Raw genomic sequence first — 15590 nt, 5'->3', positions numbered from 1 at the left:
AAGGCTTTATAATCGCGCCACCTTCACTGTCGGCTGTAATAAAGATTATGAAAGCTTACGCCCTGGTTTCCCTGCTCCTGCTGTTTAGCCATCATGCTTATTCCACGCAAAAAAGCATTTCCCACTGCATCGAACAATATGGCGAAAACAATGATGAGTGCCTGGCGGATTTAAACGATACCTCCGAGGCTGCGCTGAATAAGGCTTATGAAGCGAAGCTGAAAGAGATCGCCTCTTTTGACTACATGCGCTGGTGGCTCGGCTCTCAGGAGCAGAAAGACCGCATGCTGGCAACCTATAAGCAGAATCAGAAAGAGTGGCTTCAGTACAGAAACAGCTACTGTGAACTGGTGGGCACACAAGCGATGGGCACCCATGTATTTGGTGAAGCTATGTTAGGTTGCATTCTTAATATGAATACGTTGCGTATTGATCAGATTAATAAAATCCGGCTTTAAACCCGCCATACCTCGATGCTTATCCGGCCTGCAAACCCCGTAGGCCGGATAAGGCGCAAGCCGCCATCCGGCATCGCCCTCTATTGCTGGGAGCCGACCCGCCAGGCCATCGCGGCGCTGGCGACGGCGAACAGCGCCATGATCCACGCCATTGTCCACGGCGTGCCGTCGCGAAACGTGGCCAGCAGCAGGGAAGAGATAATGCCGCTGCCATATTGCAGCGAGCCAATCAGCGCCGAGGCTGAGCCGGCAAAGGCCGGGACGGTATCCAGCGCGGCGGCGGTCGAGGCGGCGGCGATAATGCCGTTCATCGAAAAGAAGACAAACACCGTAATCAGCACTGCAACCAGACCACCGAATTGCAGCTTCACCAGCAGCGCCAGCACTATGCCCGCGAGGGCGGCCAGCGTGACGGCGATCTTCAGCAATTTATCGAGCGGATGGCGCTGCACCAGCAGTCGGTTAACGGCACTCATCCCCATCAGACCAACAATATTGAGCGCAAACAGCCAGCCAAAATGCTGCGGCGCGACGTCGTAATAGCCGATATAAACGAACGGCGAGCCGGTGACGAAGGCGTACGCGGAGACATAGAAAAAGGTGACGCACAGCGTGTAACGCATAAACGCGCGATTGCGCAGCAGCGTGAAGTAGTTACGAAATACGCCCGCCAGCGACGCATGAATGCGCTTCTCAGCGGGCAGGGTTTCCGGCAGCGCGAAGAGGGAGACAAACATCAGCCCGCCAATCACCACCAGGATCCAGAAGGCCGCATGCCAGGTGGTGAACTTAATAATCTGCCCGCCCGCCAGCGGCCCGATAATCGGGGCGATCGCCATAATAATGGTCAGGGTGGAGAGCATCTGCGCCGCCCGGGTACGCACAAAGAGGTCGCGGATCATCGCCCGCGCCAGCATCGGCCCGGTACAGGCACCAAATGCCTGAAACACGCGCCAGAACACCATCTGATGGATCTCCGTCGATAACGCACACCCCGCCGAGCCGATGATAAACAGTACCATGCCGATAAACAGCGGCTTGCGGCGACCGATGGCATCGCTCACCGGCCCCCACACCAGCTGCGCCAGCGCGAAGCCCATCAAAAATCCAGTGATGGTCAGTTCGACATCGCCCTGCAGCTCGCGCGCCATCAGCGGCATCGCGGGCAGATAGATATCCGTCGACAGGGAGGTGAAGGCCATCAGCGCGCTGAGGATCGCGAGAAACAGCGGCCCGTGTAGCTTGGTTTGCATAAGATCCTGATTAAGTCACGAAGAGGGTGCCGACAGCGCGGCGCGTTAACTTAAGCAGGGCGACACAAAGCATAACGCCATTAAATCATCATGGCGTTAATGCGGGCTCAGGCGTGGCGTTCACTGACCGTCATGGTAAAGACCACGGGGAGGTCGCCATCGTTGGCGTAGTGGTGCGGCACATCGGTTTGCGCCACGGCAGAGCACCCTTCGGCAATAACCAGCGATGTTTGCGCGACCTCTAACGTCAGCGTACCGCGTTCAACGTGCAGCAACTCGACGGTGCCGACCGGATGGCCGGGTGAGGTAAAACGCTCACCGGGAAAGATCTCCCAGCGCCACAGCTCAAGCATATCTGGCCCGCTGGTGCCCGCCAGCAGGCGCGCGCTGCCGCCTTTCTCGCCGCGCCAGAGCAGCGGAATATCCTCTTTGGCAATCAGATGCGCCAGCGGTTTACTGGCGACATCAACAATGTCGGCCACCGAGACGCCCATCGCCGCTGCAATTTTACACAGCAGCGCGATGCTCGGGTTGGCGAGACATTTTTCAATCTCGACCAGCATACCTTTGCTGACGCCCGCCCGGCGGGAGAGCTCATCCAGCGAGAGTTTTTGCTGCTTACGAAACGCTTTAATTCGCGCGGCAACCGCTTCACTGACACGCTGGATATCCGCGCCGGAGTCGGTCGGTTTATTGACTTTTTTGGTCATCGGTCGATACTGTGCAATAAAATGGTCACTAAAAAGGATTATCCAATGCTTTCCGTTCAGCCGTCAATCGATGCGCGTCTTGCCGTGCTGGCGCCCGGCTTTCGCGCTATCAGCATCTCGCTGCAGGCCGCGCCGCTGATTCACCCGCAGGTGGGCGAAGAGGCGTTAAAGCATGCTTGTGCACTGGTCACGGCGGGCGAGCCTTCGTGGGCGGATGCGCACCTGGCGGCCTGGGATGAAGTGTTTAAACAGTTTGGCGCGAAACCCAAACGCACGCCCTGTTCTGCCCAGGCTTTGCGAAAACGCGTGTTGCGAGACGGCGTCCTGCCCGCCATTGACCCGGTAGTCGATCTCTATAACGCCATCAGTTTGCGCTACGCTGTGCCGGTAGGTGGCGAAAATATCGCCGCGTATGTCGGCGCGCCCTGCCTGACGCTGGCCGATGGCAGCGAGCCGTTCGATACCATGAAAGAGGGCGAACTGGCGCTGGAATCACCGGAGCCAGGAGAGGTTATCTGGCGCGATGAGCAGGGTGTAACCTGTCGACGCTGGAACTGGCGTCAGGGTGTGCGTACGCGTCTGAGCGCGGCAGACAGCCAGATGTGGTTTATCCTTGAGAGTCTGCCGGCGATGCCGCTCGATGCATTATGTGAGGCAGGCGACGAACTGATCGCCGGGTTAGGCCGTATGATGCCGGGTTGCCACACTGAAAAAAGCCTGATTGGGTTTGCGTAATGAGGGAACAAGAATGGACTTCACAGGATTAAGCGCTTTTGCGCTGACGCCGCTTCTCGATGACCGCCTGGATGAGGCGGCCTATATCAGCATTATTGAAAAACTGCGCGCTGCTGGCGTCGACTCCATCGGCGCGCTCGGTTCTACGGGATGTTATCCCTACTTTAGCCGCAGCGAGCGCGCGAGCGTCCTGCGTCTGGCAACGGAGTATTCCGGCGCAGTGCCGGTGATCGCCGGGATTGGCGCGCTGCGCACGCGCGATGTGCTCTGGCTGGCGGAGGATGCGCAGAAAGCGGGCGTCAGCGCCGTGCTGCTGGCACCGGTCTCTTATCATCCGTTAACGGAAGATGAAGTCTTCGATCTGTTTGCCACCGTCACCCGCGAACTGTCGGTGCCGCTCTGTATCTATAACAACCCTAACGCCACGCACTTTAACTTCAGCGACGAGCTGCTTGCCCGTATCGCCCAGTTGCCGAATATTGGCTCTATCAAAATCCCGCCTCTTGCCGCGGAGCTTGCCCCGGAGCGGGTGAGTGCGCTGCGCGCGCAAATCCCGGCGGAGATCCGCCTCGGCATCAGCGGCGACGGCACGGCGGTTGAAGCGCTGAATGCCGGGTGCAGCGTCTGGTATTCGGTGTTCGGCGGGCTTTTCCCGCAGGCGGCACTGGCTATTTCCCGCGCGGCGATGGCGGGCGATATCGCACAGGCGCGCCAGCATACCGCCGCGCTCCAGCCACTGTGGGATCTGTTTAAACGCTATGGCGGCAGCCTGCGCGTCATCGCCACTGCGGCAGAGCTGCTTGGCGTGGTGAAAGCACCGTGTTTACCCACGCCTTTACAGACGCTGCAAGGCGACGCACGGCGCGAGATTGCCCAGGTTATTGAGCAGCTGCGATTAACAGTGTGAGAGGATTGCCGGATGGCGGCTGCGCCTTATCCGGCCTACAAAAGCGGCGAAGCGCCTACGCTAACGATTTAGCCGCTTCGCCACAAACCTTGAGATCGCCGGGCCGGTAATCAGCACCACAATAAAGCGTCCGGTCTGCATCGCCATCACAAAGGCGATATCAACATGGCTGGATGAGGCGATAATTGCCACCGTATCGGCCCCGCCGGGGCTGGTGGCGAGGTAGGCGGTAAGCGGATCGATGCCGGCAAATTTCACCAGCAGGAAGGCGAAACCGCAGCAGATCGTCACCAGCGTCAATACCGACAGCAGCACGCGGGGCAGGGCGCGGGCGGCGTAGCGCACAATCTCGCGCGTAAAGCGCAGGCCAATACTCCAGCCGATAAGCGCGTAAGAGAGCGCCAGCAGCCACGGCGGCAGCTCAAGCGTCAGTAAGCCGCTATCCTCGACGATAATCCCCAACGCGAGCGTAATCAGTAACGGCCCGGAGGGCATCTTCACGTGTCGGGCAATCAGAAAGCCAACGGCAATCAGCATTAACGTTGCGATAAACGGCCACGCGCGCAGCGGGGCGAATAGCGTAAAGGTTGCCACCGCATGCTCGGCGCTCTCTGCCCCCATGCCGAGGCGGGTGACCAGCACCGCGACCAGCGCCACCACCATCACCCGCAGATATTGCATAAACGCCACCAGCCGCACATCGGCGCCAAAACTCTCTGCCATGATTGTCATCGCCGCCGCCGCGCCGGGCGATGAGCCCCAGATAGCAGTCGAGCCGGGAAAAACCTGCAGTTTCGCCATTATCCAGCCGAGAATGGCGCTGGCGAAAATTACGGAGAAAATACAGACCACAAACAGCGGCCAGTCGGCGGCGATACGACCAAACACCGACGGCGGAATAGCGTGCGCAATCATCGCGCCAACCACCGCCTGCGCGGCGCTAAACCCCTGTTTATTAATGGTGACCGGGCGGCCGTTGATGGCGAGAAAAATGCCCGCGAACATCGGGCCAAGCAGCAGGGCGGCGGGAAGATGGAGCCACTCCATTACCACCACCAACAATAATGAGAGCGTAATAAGCTGCAACCAGTTACGCCATATGGGCGTTAACGTGGTCATTAACGGCAATCCTTTTGTGTCGCCGCAATATGAATAAATAGGCTGGATGACATACGCTTCCCGCAATCAATAAATTGAAGAGCAAATCAGATTATTGGAATGTAAGCGCTCTCTCTGTGGACTGCAAACCTGAGACTCTTTTTAGATAAAAAGGGTGTAAATCAAACATTATTTACACCCTGCATTACTACTGGCGACAAAATAAAGAGATCTTTTATTACTGGAATTCCTGCCCAACGACCTCATCACGTGCCGCCATAATGCAATCCAGCACGTGCTTCATCAGCTCCGGCGTCAGGTGCATATTCATAATGTAGATTTTCAGGGCGAACACTTTGGCCTCCGGATCGGCCGCATCGCGGTTGTACTCGGTGACGCAGAAACCGGTGGTAAAGCTCATATAGGGCGTATGCATCCCGTTGATCTGCTTACCTGCGCGGAACCATTCATAGAGTTTATTGCCAATCGCTAGCGTTAACTGATTATGTGCCGACAGCTGCGGTTTATACGCGGGGTCGGTCAGCTCACGTTGATACTGCTGCTGGGCATTCACTCCCTGCGGATAGATGCGCAGCAGGGTGACCATGCCATTATCCTGCGGATTGACGCATACCGTAGATGGCTCTGCTTGCAGCAGATTACGCATCACCAGATGATTTTCCAGGATCGAGCCCAGACACGCCTGGAAACCCTCATAGCCAAAGTATTTCATCGTCGCCCAGCCCGCGACCGCGCCAGTTGCCGCGCGCGAAACTTCAAGCGTGTAGTGATAAGGGTTGTAATCCGTGCGGGACTGCAAATAAGCCGAGCCAGGACGCTGCAACAGCGCTTCAAACTCGCCAGCATCGCGATAAGCAAAGAAGCTGCTGGTGTAGGGCGAAAAGCCCGCTTTATGGAAATCAATCCCAATGGCATCCGCGTATTTCATCTTCTCCAGTTCGCGGGCGTTGCTCTTCATCATCGGCAGTAGCGCTTCGGTAAACTGCAGCGGGTTAGCGGCAAAGTCATATTTCTGGAAGGCCAGCCATGACCAGCTGGTCACCGCATCGCAGTAGAGCAGCGCCTTGCCATATGGCGCGGCGTTGCGATAGCGATCCAGTAAGCGGCGCACATCCGCCACCGGATCGAAGGCGTTAGCATCGGTTGTTCCCATCGTACAGACCACTGACGCAACCGGGATATTTTGCATCCGTAGCGCAATCAGCACCGCTTCCAGATCTTTTAGATCCATGGCGTTGGTCTTCGGATCGGTTTTGATGCAGATAATGTTATCCGTCCCGAGACCGGTCCAGTCGGTGCTGTTCAGCATGGTGAAGTGCGCCTGCTGGGAACAGAGGACTTTCGCATTAGTGCGAACGCCTTCGCGTCTGGAGCCAGGCAGCACGCGCGACAGGGCATATTTGAGGTGGTAGGTCCAGCAGCCGGAGCCGCCGTAGGTATAAAGACCGCCAGCCCGTTGCGCATCCCAGCCAATTAAGTTTGCTACCATCCCGGCGCTTTCCAGTTCCGCGCGTTGAACGTTCCAGGAGTACTCTCCCGACACAATATTAGGGGAGAAGACCTGCGCGATCATGCCTGCAATAACCGAAGCCGTATTTCCCTGCGGGATGGTATTGCACATCGCTAAGGGATGGCCCCAGTTCGGCATACCGTGAAAAAGTGCTGCCGTCTCGTTAATAACATCCTCGCACTGGCGTAAATTATCGGCCATTTCGGCAACCCTGACACTTTTATAATCAACGTCAAGCTTACCGCTATTACCTAACCACGCCGGGCCATTATTCTCCGGACGCAATCGGTTTATATGCTCTGAAATACGCGTCATGTTTTCAGAGAGAGCATCATGGTTATCAGAAAAGGCTGAAGGGAATAGTGAGCTTGCTACTTCCTGATATTTCTTAGCTCGTCTGTTTGGATCTTTATTAATAGTGTTCATCACAATCCTTTGCGCGTGGAGTGGTATTAAATGAGCGCTTTTTGCGGTTCTCTTAAGATAGGGTAGAGCTCAGGGAAACCGTCGACGCAGAGTTTGAAATCTGCGGGTTTGAAGCCAAGCCGCCCAGCAAGACGTTGCACACGCGCAGCCGTACATTCGGCATAGCAAGGCACGCCTGCTTGATCCTGTAAATGGATTAAACGGTACATCAACGCGTTGATAACGTCCATGCCGCGATCCTGGCCAGGAATAGCAAGCACGAAAATATAGAAGTGTGGAGTTGTTGGATGATAAGCGCTCAGCTTGTGCATTAAATAGGCCATGGTGGCGTAATCAGCACTATACTCATCTCGTAACTGCTTGAACAGGATCTCATCGGTAATATTTTCTGAGTCATAATGAAAATACATTAGCGCGCCGACATTATTTTCATCAATAATAACGCCGCCTTTGCGTAGCGCGACTTCGGCATAGATCCTGAAGAAGCTGCGCAATGCCTCTCTTCGTCTTTCCGGTGCCGGAAAGGCTGATTCAATAAGCACATCGTCATAAAATGCTTCGGCCAGCAGGTCGCATATGAGCTCGATATCAGAAAAGGTAGCATCCCTTACATTCATTATTTTCCCTCGGTTGGTTGGATTGATATAAATGCTTTATTAATGCGTCTTATTAATTCTAGGGGTGGTATGGCGCAAAAAGATATCATGATTAATAAATGCGAGGGTGACGAAACATCCGAAAATAAATTTACGGCTGCATGTTGCTATTGGTAGAAATAATTATTGATGAGTTGTTGTTTTATTTAGAGGGTAAAATTAAGTGGAGTTTAGTGATGCGTTTATCGATTTTTAACTTACTGCTTATTTTAAATGGCGCTGTAGCTCGGTGAAAAATAAATATTCAGCTAGCGTTTTTGAACCGCTTTTTTTACTTATCCTGCCTGCGTCGCGTAAATCCTCACAATGATTAAATTGCAGAAATTGATCCAGCTTCTTTTGCCAGTCCGGAGGAAAATCTGCTTACGACGGCGAGCCTGATCTTCAGCAAAATCCAGCCAGATATTAACTATCAGCTAAGCGTATGAACTGAGCGGCGGGTTCTTGAGCCTGATTTCATCAATTACAAACCCTTTGGCCAGATACTTTTGCAGGGTTTACGCCGCCCACTGGCGGAATTGTGTGCCGCGGACAGAGCGGACGCGGTAGCCCACGGCAATAATGATAGGCAAGCTGTAGTGAAGCGTGTTACGACTTACTTGCCGTGTTCCTTCTTGTCGAACCTGTAAGTAAGACTTACAGGTTACATTTTGTTCAAGCTCGCTCTCTCCATAAATAGCTTTAATATGTTGAGTAATAGCTTGCGACGTCACTTGATAAAGTGAGGCAATTGCAGCCTGCGGAAGCCACAGCGTATCGCTTTCAAAGCGGCATTCAATACGCATTTTCCCGTCTCCGCTGGCGAACATAATGAACTCGCCTGCGGGGGATGGGGGGAGGTGTTTATCAGTCATGTCGTCTCCGCGCTACGCATATGAAGTGAGAGTGGTTGATGCAGTATGCCAGAGAGGTACACTGCATTTCATTAGTGCAACCGCTACTTGTTAATACACCTGGAAGGGATATTAAACTGGTCAGGAGTCTTTGCAGGCCGTTTTTATCATGCTCTTAATTTCCTTCAGCTCACTGCTGCTCTTTTTCGCTTCGGCTAATAAAAACTCCTCTCTTTCACTGTATTTCACCAGCACGATACAACCATTCATTGCTTTAACAGTTAAATGCTGTCCTGTATCAAACCCGGCATCGCGAAGCCACGCGCCTGAAAGAGTAATGCTGGGGATGCTTTTATCGCCACCATTTGGGCGGTAACGCACAATTACGCTGCGCTCAGTTCCGGTAGTCGGGATCGCTGGGGTAGAATGCGAATCAGCCATTATCAACTCCTTGATAGTTGTGATGGTTAGCTCTTGTCAGGTATGGCATTACCTGATGAGAGCATTCAAGAATCAGGACGTCTTTCCTTGAAGGTACGTACCTGTTGGTTAAGGATTATGCTCCAGGTACGTACATGACTACAGCCAAACGTGATACCAATCAATCAAAATGCGGCAAAGCTCCCACCTTTCAAATGCGTATTACACCGGAACTAAAACAACAATTTGACGCAGCTGCAAAAAATGCGGGGATGAGTTTAGGTAATTGGCTTAAATCTTTAGGAAGAAAAGAACTGGAAAGATTAGCGAACGATGCCGAAGAAAAATAAAACAAGCGTGACGCTGAATTAATTTAATACGCGCTCAGGCTGCAAAAAGCATGGTGGAAATAAGAAGTGATATTTAGCGATGTGCCAACTAGAGGCTTAATTTTGGCGGAAGATCACAGGAGTCGAACCTGCCCGGGACCGCTGGCGGCCCCAACTGGATTTGAAGTCCAGCCACCTCACCGGAGATGACGATCTTCCGCGCCTGCATTGCTACATGGAGGCGGGGCGCATTATACCTACTTTCAGTGATTTACCACATCCCTCACCGTAATTTTTCACGTTCTGCTTTCCCTTTCTCTGACCGTTTAAGATAAATCTCTATCTTTTCCATTGGTTAGCTTTTTTCATACGTTAAGGAATCGCGATCACAGAAAAGAATAAACGTAATTTAATAACCAGAAATCGCAATTTCCGCCCGTAAAGCGATCGATTAAAACCCTTAACACCGCATTCGGCATGGTTTTGCTGCGTTAAGGAAACAAAAATGGACAGTCAGGCTATTTCTGTTAAAGAAAAGATTGGCTACGGGATGGGCGATGCCGCCAGCCACATCATCTTTGATAACGTCATGCTCTACATGATGTTCTTCTATACCGATATTTTCGGCATTCCCGCCGGGTTTGTCGGCACCATGTTCCTGCTGGCGCGTGCGCTGGATGCCGTTTCCGACCCCTGCATGGGGCTGCTCGCGGACCGTACGCGCAGCCGCTGGGGCAAATTCCGGCCATGGATCATCTTTGGCGCGCTCCCTTTCGGTATCGTCTGCGTGCTCGCTTACAGCACGCCGGATCTCAGCCTTAACGGCAAGATGCTCTATGCCGCTGTCACCTATACGTTACTCACCCTGCTTTATACCGTCGTGAATATTCCTTACTGCGCGCTGGGCGGGGTCATCACCAACGATCCGCAACAGCGCATCTCTGTGCAATCCTGGCGCTTCGTGCTGGCTACCGCAGGGGGCATGCTCTCCACGGTACTGATGATGCCGCTGGTAACGCTGATTGGCGCAGAGGATAAGGTCGTCGGTTTTCAGGGGGGGATCGCCGTGCTATCGGTGATCGCATTTATGATGCTGGCATTCTGCTTTTTCACCACCAAAGAGCGCATCCAGGCACCACCAGCCACCACCTCCATGCGCGAAGATCTGCGCGATATCTGGCAAAACGATCAGTGGCGCATCGTAGGGATACTGACCATCCTGAACATTCTTGCGGTGTGCGTGCGCGGCGGTGCGATGATGTATTACGTCACGTGGATCATGGGCGATGCCGCCATCTTTACTGCTTTCCTCACAACCTACTGCGTCGGTAACCTGATTGGCAGCGCGCTGGCGAAACCGCTCACCGACTGGAAGTGCAAAGTCACCATCTTCTGGTGGACCAACGCCGCGCTCACCCTGCTCAGCATCGCCATGTTCTTTATCCCCATTCAGGCCAGCTTCACCATGTTCGCCTTTATCTTTGTTATCGGCGTGCTGCACCAACTGGTCACCCCGATCCAGTGGGTGATGATGTCTGATACCGTCGATTACGGCGAATGGTGCAACGGCAAGCGTCTGACCGGCATCAGCTTTGCGGGCACGCTGTTTGTGCTGAAACTCGGCTTCGCCCTTGGCGGAGCGCTGATTGGCTGGGCGCTGGCGGGCAGTGGCTATGAAGCCGCCGCGCCGCGGCAAAACAGTATGACGCTCACCATCATCATCGCGCTATTCACACTGGTGCCGGCTGCCTGCTATCTGCTCAGCGCCCTTATCGCCAGACGCTACTACACCCTGAAAACCCCACTGCTGGAGTCGATTGTGGCGCAGCTGGCGCGCGGCGAATACCGTAGCCAGAAGCGGTTCGGCAATATCTCACCCCGGGAAGAGTTACTGTAAGGAGCAACGTATGAAGATCAGCGATGGCAACTGGCTTATCCAGCCCGGCCTGACATTAATTAATCCGATTCAGGTATTTGATGTTGACCTACAGGGGAGTGAGATGGTGGTGTATGCCGCCCCGCGCGACGTGCGCGAGCGCACCTGGCAACTGGATACGCCGCTCTTTACGCTGCGCTTCTTCTCGCCGCAGGAGGGCATTATCGGGGTGCGTATCGCGCACTTTGAGGGCGGCACGGAGAAAGGTCCGCATTTCCCGCTCAACATTGCGCAAGATGTGGCGGTCGCGATAGATAACACACAGACGTATGCCGAGCTACGCAGCGGCGCGCTGGCCGTTCGGGTGACGAAAGGCGAAGCGTGGGCCATTGATTTTCTGCGCAACGGCGAGCGCATCACCGGCAGCCAGCTTAAAAACAGCGGCTACGTGCAGGATGGTAACAGCGGGCGTAATTACGTTTTCGAACGGCTGGATCTGGGCGTCGGTGAAACGGTTTATGGCCTGGGCGAGCGCTTCACGGCGCTGGTGCGGAACGGGCAATCTGTGGAAACCTGGAACCGCGATGGCGGCACCAGCACCGAACAAGCCTATAAAAACATTCCCTTCTATCTCACCAACCGGGGCTACGGCGTGCTGGTCAATCATCCGCAGGCGGTGGAGTTTGAAATCGGTTCGGAGAAAGTCTCCAAAGTGCAGTTCAGCGTTGAGGGGGAGTCGCTTGAGTACTTCGTCATTGACGGCCCAACACCGCAAGCGGTGCTAAACCGCTACACCCGCTTCACTGGCCGCCCGGCGCTGCCACCGGCGTGGTCGTTCGGCCTGTGGCTCACCACCTCTTTTACCACCAACTACGACGAAGCGACCGTAAACAGTTTTATTGACGGCATGGCTGAGCGCCAGCTGCCGCTGCATGTTTTTCACTTCGACTGCTTCTGGATGAAGGCTTTCCAGTGGTGCGATTTTGAGTGGGACCCGGTGACCTTCCCGGATCCGGCAGGGATGATCAAACGCCTGAAGGAGCGTGGGCTAAAAATCTGCGTCTGGATAAACCCTTACATCGGACAAAAATCCCCGCTGTTCCGCGAACTGAAAGAGAAGGGCTATCTGCTGAAACGGGCGGACGGCTCGATATGGCAGTGGGATAAATGGCAGCCGGGGCTGGCGATTTATGACTTCACCAATCCGCAAGCCTGCCAGTGGTATGCCGATAAGCTTAACGCGCTGGTGGCAATGGGCGTCGACTGTTTTAAAACCGATTTCGGCGAGCGCATCCCAACGGATGTGGTGTGGCACAACGGCGCCTGCCCGCAAAAAATGCATAACCACTACGCCTATATTTACAACGAGCTGGTGTGGAACGTGCTGAAAGAGAGGGTGGGTGAGCAAGAGGCGGTGCTATTTGCCCGCTCGGCCTCCGTCGGCGCGCAACAGTTCCCGGTGCACTGGGGCGGCGACTGCTATGCCACCTATGAATCGATGGCGGAAAGCCTGCGCGGCGGGTTATCCATTGGTCTTTCCGGCTTTGGCTTCTGGAGCCACGATATCGGTGGCTTCGAGAATACCGCGCCTGCGCATGTCTATAAGCGCTGGTGTGCGTTCGGCTTACTCTCCAGCCACAGTCGCCTGCATGGCAGCAAATCCTATCGGGTGCCGTGGGCTTACGATGACGAGTCCTGCGATGTGGTGCGCTTTTTCACGCAGCTGAAATGCCGCCTGATGCCCTATCTCTACCGGCAGGCGGTAGCAGCAAACGAATCGGGTGTGCCGATGATGCGCGCAATGATACTGGCTTTCCCGGACGATCCGGCCTGCGATTACCTTGACCGCCAGTATATGCTCGGCGACGCCCTGCTGGTCGCGCCGGTGTTCAGCGAAGCGGGTGAGGTGCAGTTTTACCTGCCGGAAGGGCGCTGGACGCACCTGTGGCATAACGACCTCCTCGACGGTAGCCGTTGGCACAAACAGCGGCATGGCTTTATGAGCTTGCCGGTCTACGTTCGCGACAATACGCTACTGGCGCTGGGCGATAACGATCAGCGACCCGATTACACCTGGCATCAGGGCACCGCGTTCCAGCTCTTTCAACTCGACGATGGGCGCGAAGCTGTGTGTGAGGTGTCGGATAGCCGCGGCGAGAGCGTTTTCCGTTTATCAGCCAAACGTGAAGGCGCTGTGATTACCGTGCGGGCTGATGGCGAAGGCAAAAACTGGACGCTATGCCTGCGCAATATTATGCAGATAACCCATCTGCAGGGTGCGACGGCGAGCATGAGTGAAACCGGTTTGGTCATTACCCCGCAGGGCACCGAAGTTTCTATCACCCTCTAAACGCAGATTGCCCGGTGACGCTAACGCTTACCGGGCCTACAAAGGGAAGTCAAAAGTAGGCCGGATAAGCGCAGCGCCATCCGGCAATGGTGCAGGAGCTGCCCGGTGGCGCTAACGCTTACCGGGCCTACAAAGGGAAGGTCAAACGTAGGCCGGATAAGCGCAGCGCCATCCGGCAATGGTGCAGGAGCTGCCCGGTGGCGCTAACGCTTACCGGGCCTACAAAGGGAAGGCCAAACGTAGGCCGGATAAGCGCAGCGCCATCCGGCACGGGTTTACGGCGTCGCCTGCGGCGCGGCGGCTGGCGCAACGGCACCCGCGCTGCTCACCGTGCCGCCGTGCATGCTCTGCTTAATCTGCTGTTTTTGCGCGTTGACCGCCTGTAACTCGCCGTTGACGGAGGGTTTTAACGGTGCTTCTGCGCGCACCTGGCCGCTGGCGGTTAACTGCAAATTGCCTTCGCCATCAATCGGCAATGCGGGCCAGCCCCACGCCTGCAATACATTGACCGGCACGCCGCGCCCGTTGAGGCTGACATTGACGCTGCGGTCCGGGGTTTGCGCAACCACCGCTCTTGCTTCCAGCAGTCCCTGGCCGGTGAAGGCGCTAAGTTCGGTGATATTGACCGTGTTGCTATTGGCATTGAGTGCCAGCGACGGGCGGCGCACATCGACGCGGTTAAAGGTGCCTGCGGCAGCGTTCAGCTTCGCATTCCCACTCCAGACACCCCATTTCCGTTCGCGCACCAGCTGCAAATTGTTGCCATACCCATCCAGCGCGGTGAGCTGCCACGGGAATGTCGGATCGATATCAATCACCAGGTTGCGGCTGGCGCTGAATTTTTTCAGCACCAGGCTGTTCAGCCATGGAGGCAGATCGTCCATCCACAGCTGTTTCCAGTTCGCCGGCAGCGTGTACTCCAGCCCGGCAAACGCCGCATCGTCCAGCACTAGCGCCTTGCCTGTGCGGTACCAGTTACCGGAGGTGCGCACCATGCCGTTTTCCCAGCGGGAGGTGAATTGCTGCAGCGCAATGCCCTGCGGGGAGAAGCTGGCATTCAGAATCGGGTCGAAAAAGTGCAGCGAACCGTAGATAAACTCGCTGGCATTCATCGACAGTTTGCCCTCTTCGCTCTCCCAGTCGCCCTTCTTGAAGGTCAGGTTGCGCAGGCTAAGATCGAGGTCGGTCACTGCCCACTCAGGCCCCTGCAAGGTGGCGTCGGTCACTTCCACACGGCCGATTTTCAGCGAAGGTAGGGTGGTGAGCGGGGCAAAGAAATCCTGCAACGACTTATCGCTTTGCAGACGAATATCGTTAAGACGCAGATTATTCACCACCCAGCTGCCATCGGCGCTGCGCTTTGCATCACCCGTGAGCGAGCCGCGCGCCATATCGGCACCGATAGTGGTTAAGGTCACCACATCTTTATCAATACTGCCCTGAATCAGCACGTTACTGGCGGGAACGCCATTTAACGTCAGCGAACCGGCGCTCATCTGCAACTGTGCTTTACTGCCGATCACATTACCTGCCGCTGGCTGCCAGGGTGAGATACCGCCGGTAACGCGCTGCGCGCTTAACTCCCAGCCAGTTGCCGGGCTGTTGAAGGCCATGTTGCGCAGTTGCAGGCGATCGGCCTGGAAAGGCAGCGGCGCGGCGGTTGGGGAGAGGTTAAGCGTACCGTCCTGTAACAGAATGGTGTCGGCATGCAGCGGGTCGGTGAGTTGTCGGCTGCTGAGGCCGATATCGACCATTTTCGCCACCAGCGTTGCTGGCTGGCCTTTGCGGCCAAAGCTGACGCCTTTTAATACCAGATGAGAAGGGGAAGAGAAGCGGTGGTCAATGGCGTCAAAGGTGAGGTGATAATCGCTGTTGTCGCTGATCCACTGGCTCGCTTGCGTCGCGCCCCAGCGGGTTTGCAGCAGGAAGTAGGCCGCCAGCAGCAGCACAAACAGGATAATAACGACCGCTAACAGCAGCTTCCCAAGAAATTTCATCATCTTCCTCC

General features: G+C 55.4%; 13 protein-coding genes, 1 tRNA gene and 1 pseudogene. 6 read left to right on the top strand and 9 right to left on the bottom strand.

Annotation, left to right across the window (positions count from 1 at the left end):
- The first annotated feature begins 47 nt into the window (after nucleotides 1-47).
- Nucleotides 48-458: a lysozyme inhibitor LprI family protein gene (locus ABIC80_RS15855; RefSeq protein WP_429177780.1), complete on the top strand. Its 411-nt coding sequence runs from the start codon at nucleotides 48-50 to the stop codon at nucleotides 456-458.
- 80 nt (nucleotides 459-538) lie between these two features.
- Here ABIC80_RS15855 and ABIC80_RS15850 read toward each other — a convergent pair whose 3' ends face one another.
- Together ABIC80_RS15850 and ABIC80_RS15845 are read right to left on the bottom strand one after the other, a co-directional pair.
- A complete protein-coding gene (locus tag ABIC80_RS15850) occupies nucleotides 539-1711 on the bottom strand; it encodes a multidrug effflux MFS transporter (protein ID WP_429177779.1) in 1173 nt (390 codons plus the stop codon).
- Nucleotides 1712-1818: 107 nt separating this feature from the next.
- The gene (locus ABIC80_RS15845) at nucleotides 1819-2421 is read right to left on the bottom strand and encodes a helix-turn-helix domain-containing protein (RefSeq protein ID WP_429177778.1); all 603 of its coding nucleotides are present in this window, start codon (nucleotides 2419-2421) and stop codon (nucleotides 1819-1821) included.
- A gap of 45 nt (nucleotides 2422-2466) precedes the next feature.
- On the opposite strand from ABIC80_RS15845, the gene ABIC80_RS15840 reads away from it, so the two are divergent.
- Entirely contained in the window at nucleotides 2467-3156 is a 690-nt protein-coding gene (locus ABIC80_RS15840) for a B3/B4 domain-containing protein (RefSeq protein ID WP_200580282.1), read from the top strand.
- A gap of 13 nt (nucleotides 3157-3169) precedes the next feature.
- Nucleotides 3170-4063 (top strand): dihydrodipicolinate synthase family protein, encoded by an 894-nt coding sequence (locus ABIC80_RS15835; RefSeq protein WP_429177777.1) that lies wholly within the window; start codon nucleotides 3170-3172, stop codon nucleotides 4061-4063.
- A 60-nt stretch (nucleotides 4064-4123) separates the two neighbouring features.
- On the opposite strand, the gene ABIC80_RS15830 is transcribed toward ABIC80_RS15835, so the two are convergent.
- From ABIC80_RS15830 to ABIC80_RS15810, 5 genes and pseudogenes are all read right to left on the bottom strand, one after another.
- A complete protein-coding gene (locus tag ABIC80_RS15830) occupies nucleotides 4124-5182 on the bottom strand; it encodes an AbrB family transcriptional regulator (RefSeq protein ID WP_429177776.1) in 1059 nt (352 codons plus the stop codon).
- Between the two features lie 217 nt (nucleotides 5183-5399).
- A complete protein-coding gene (locus tag ABIC80_RS15825) occupies nucleotides 5400-6893 on the bottom strand; it encodes a pyridoxal phosphate-dependent decarboxylase family protein (RefSeq protein WP_429177774.1) in 1494 nt (497 codons plus the stop codon).
- Between the two features lie 251 nt (nucleotides 6894-7144).
- Complete coding sequence (locus ABIC80_RS15820; protein ID WP_042715029.1) at nucleotides 7145-7735, bottom strand: hypothetical protein; 591 nt, start codon at nucleotides 7733-7735, stop codon at nucleotides 7145-7147.
- Nucleotides 7736-7978: 243 nt separating this feature from the next.
- Nucleotides 7979-8628, bottom strand: a pseudogene (locus ABIC80_RS15815) (virulence RhuM family protein).
- Nucleotides 8629-8748: 120 nt separating this feature from the next.
- Nucleotides 8749-9048: a SymE family type I addiction module toxin gene (locus tag ABIC80_RS15810; protein ID WP_042715025.1), complete on the bottom strand. Its 300-nt coding sequence runs from the start codon at nucleotides 9046-9048 to the stop codon at nucleotides 8749-8751.
- Nucleotides 9049-9182: 134 nt separating this feature from the next.
- On the opposite strand from ABIC80_RS15810, the gene ABIC80_RS15805 reads away from it, so the two are divergent.
- On the top strand, nucleotides 9183-9377 hold the full coding sequence (locus ABIC80_RS15805) for a toxin-antitoxin system HicB family antitoxin (RefSeq protein ID WP_094193083.1): 195 nt from the start codon (nucleotides 9183-9185) through the stop codon (nucleotides 9375-9377).
- Nucleotides 9378-9480: 103 nt separating this feature from the next.
- Here the strand turns inward: ABIC80_RS15805 and ABIC80_RS15800 are convergent.
- Nucleotides 9481-9575, bottom strand: a tRNA-Sec gene (locus ABIC80_RS15800).
- Between the two features lie 286 nt (nucleotides 9576-9861).
- Here ABIC80_RS15800 and ABIC80_RS15795 point away from each other — a divergent pair.
- Together ABIC80_RS15795 and yicI are read left to right on the top strand one after the other, a co-directional pair.
- Nucleotides 9862-11253, top strand: a complete 1392-nt coding sequence (locus ABIC80_RS15795) for a glycoside-pentoside-hexuronide family transporter (protein WP_429177773.1) — start codon at nucleotides 9862-9864, stop codon at nucleotides 11251-11253.
- Between the two features lie 10 nt (nucleotides 11254-11263).
- Nucleotides 11264-13582: an alpha-xylosidase gene (gene yicI / locus ABIC80_RS15790; protein WP_429177772.1), complete on the top strand. Its 2319-nt coding sequence runs from the start codon at nucleotides 11264-11266 to the stop codon at nucleotides 13580-13582.
- Between the two features lie 275 nt (nucleotides 13583-13857).
- Here yicI and ABIC80_RS15785 read toward each other — a convergent pair whose 3' ends face one another.
- Nucleotides 13858-15579 carry an AsmA family protein gene (locus ABIC80_RS15785; protein ID WP_305208450.1) on the bottom strand — a complete coding sequence of 574 codons (1722 nt, stop codon included), beginning with the start codon at nucleotides 15577-15579 and terminating at the stop codon, nucleotides 13858-13860.
- Nucleotides 15580-15590: the final 11 nt, after the last annotated feature.

It is taken from the genome of Kosakonia sp. 1610, from assembly GCF_050435845.1.
Classification (GTDB): domain Bacteria; phylum Pseudomonadota; class Gammaproteobacteria; order Enterobacterales; family Enterobacteriaceae; genus Kosakonia; species Kosakonia cowanii.
This window is presented reverse-complemented; position numbering and strand designations above follow the sequence as displayed.

Bases quoted from the DNA above. Each gene is read 5' to 3' on its own strand.
- ABIC80_RS15855 (WP_429177780.1), top strand. From the start codon at position 48: ATGAAAGCTTACGCCCTGGTTTCCCTGCTCCTGCTGTTTAGCCATCAT.
- ABIC80_RS15850 (WP_429177779.1), bottom strand. From the start codon at position 1,711: ATGCAAACCAAGCTACACGGGCCGCTGTTTCTCGCGATCCTCAGCGCG.
- ABIC80_RS15845 (WP_429177778.1), bottom strand. From the start codon at position 2,421: ATGACCAAAAAAGTCAATAAACCGACCGACTCCGGCGCGGATATCCAG.
- ABIC80_RS15840 (WP_200580282.1), top strand. From the start codon at position 2,467: ATGCTTTCCGTTCAGCCGTCAATCGATGCGCGTCTTGCCGTGCTGGCG.
- ABIC80_RS15835 (WP_429177777.1), top strand. From the start codon at position 3,170: ATGGACTTCACAGGATTAAGCGCTTTTGCGCTGACGCCGCTTCTCGAT.
- ABIC80_RS15830 (WP_429177776.1), bottom strand. From the start codon at position 5,182: ATGACCACGTTAACGCCCATATGGCGTAACTGGTTGCAGCTTATTACG.
- ABIC80_RS15825 (WP_429177774.1), bottom strand. From the start codon at position 6,893: ATGGCCGATAATTTACGCCAGTGCGAGGATGTTATTAACGAGACGGCA.
- ABIC80_RS15820 (WP_042715029.1), bottom strand. From the start codon at position 7,735: ATGAATGTAAGGGATGCTACCTTTTCTGATATCGAGCTCATATGCGAC.
- ABIC80_RS15810 (WP_042715025.1), bottom strand. From the start codon at position 9,048: ATGGCTGATTCGCATTCTACCCCAGCGATCCCGACTACCGGAACTGAG.
- ABIC80_RS15805 (WP_094193083.1), top strand. From the start codon at position 9,183: ATGACTACAGCCAAACGTGATACCAATCAATCAAAATGCGGCAAAGCT.
- ABIC80_RS15795 (WP_429177773.1), top strand. From the start codon at position 9,862: ATGGACAGTCAGGCTATTTCTGTTAAAGAAAAGATTGGCTACGGGATG.
- yicI (WP_429177772.1), top strand. From the start codon at position 11,264: ATGAAGATCAGCGATGGCAACTGGCTTATCCAGCCCGGCCTGACATTA.
- ABIC80_RS15785 (WP_305208450.1), bottom strand. From the start codon at position 15,579: ATGAAATTTCTTGGGAAGCTGCTGTTAGCGGTCGTTATTATCCTGTTT.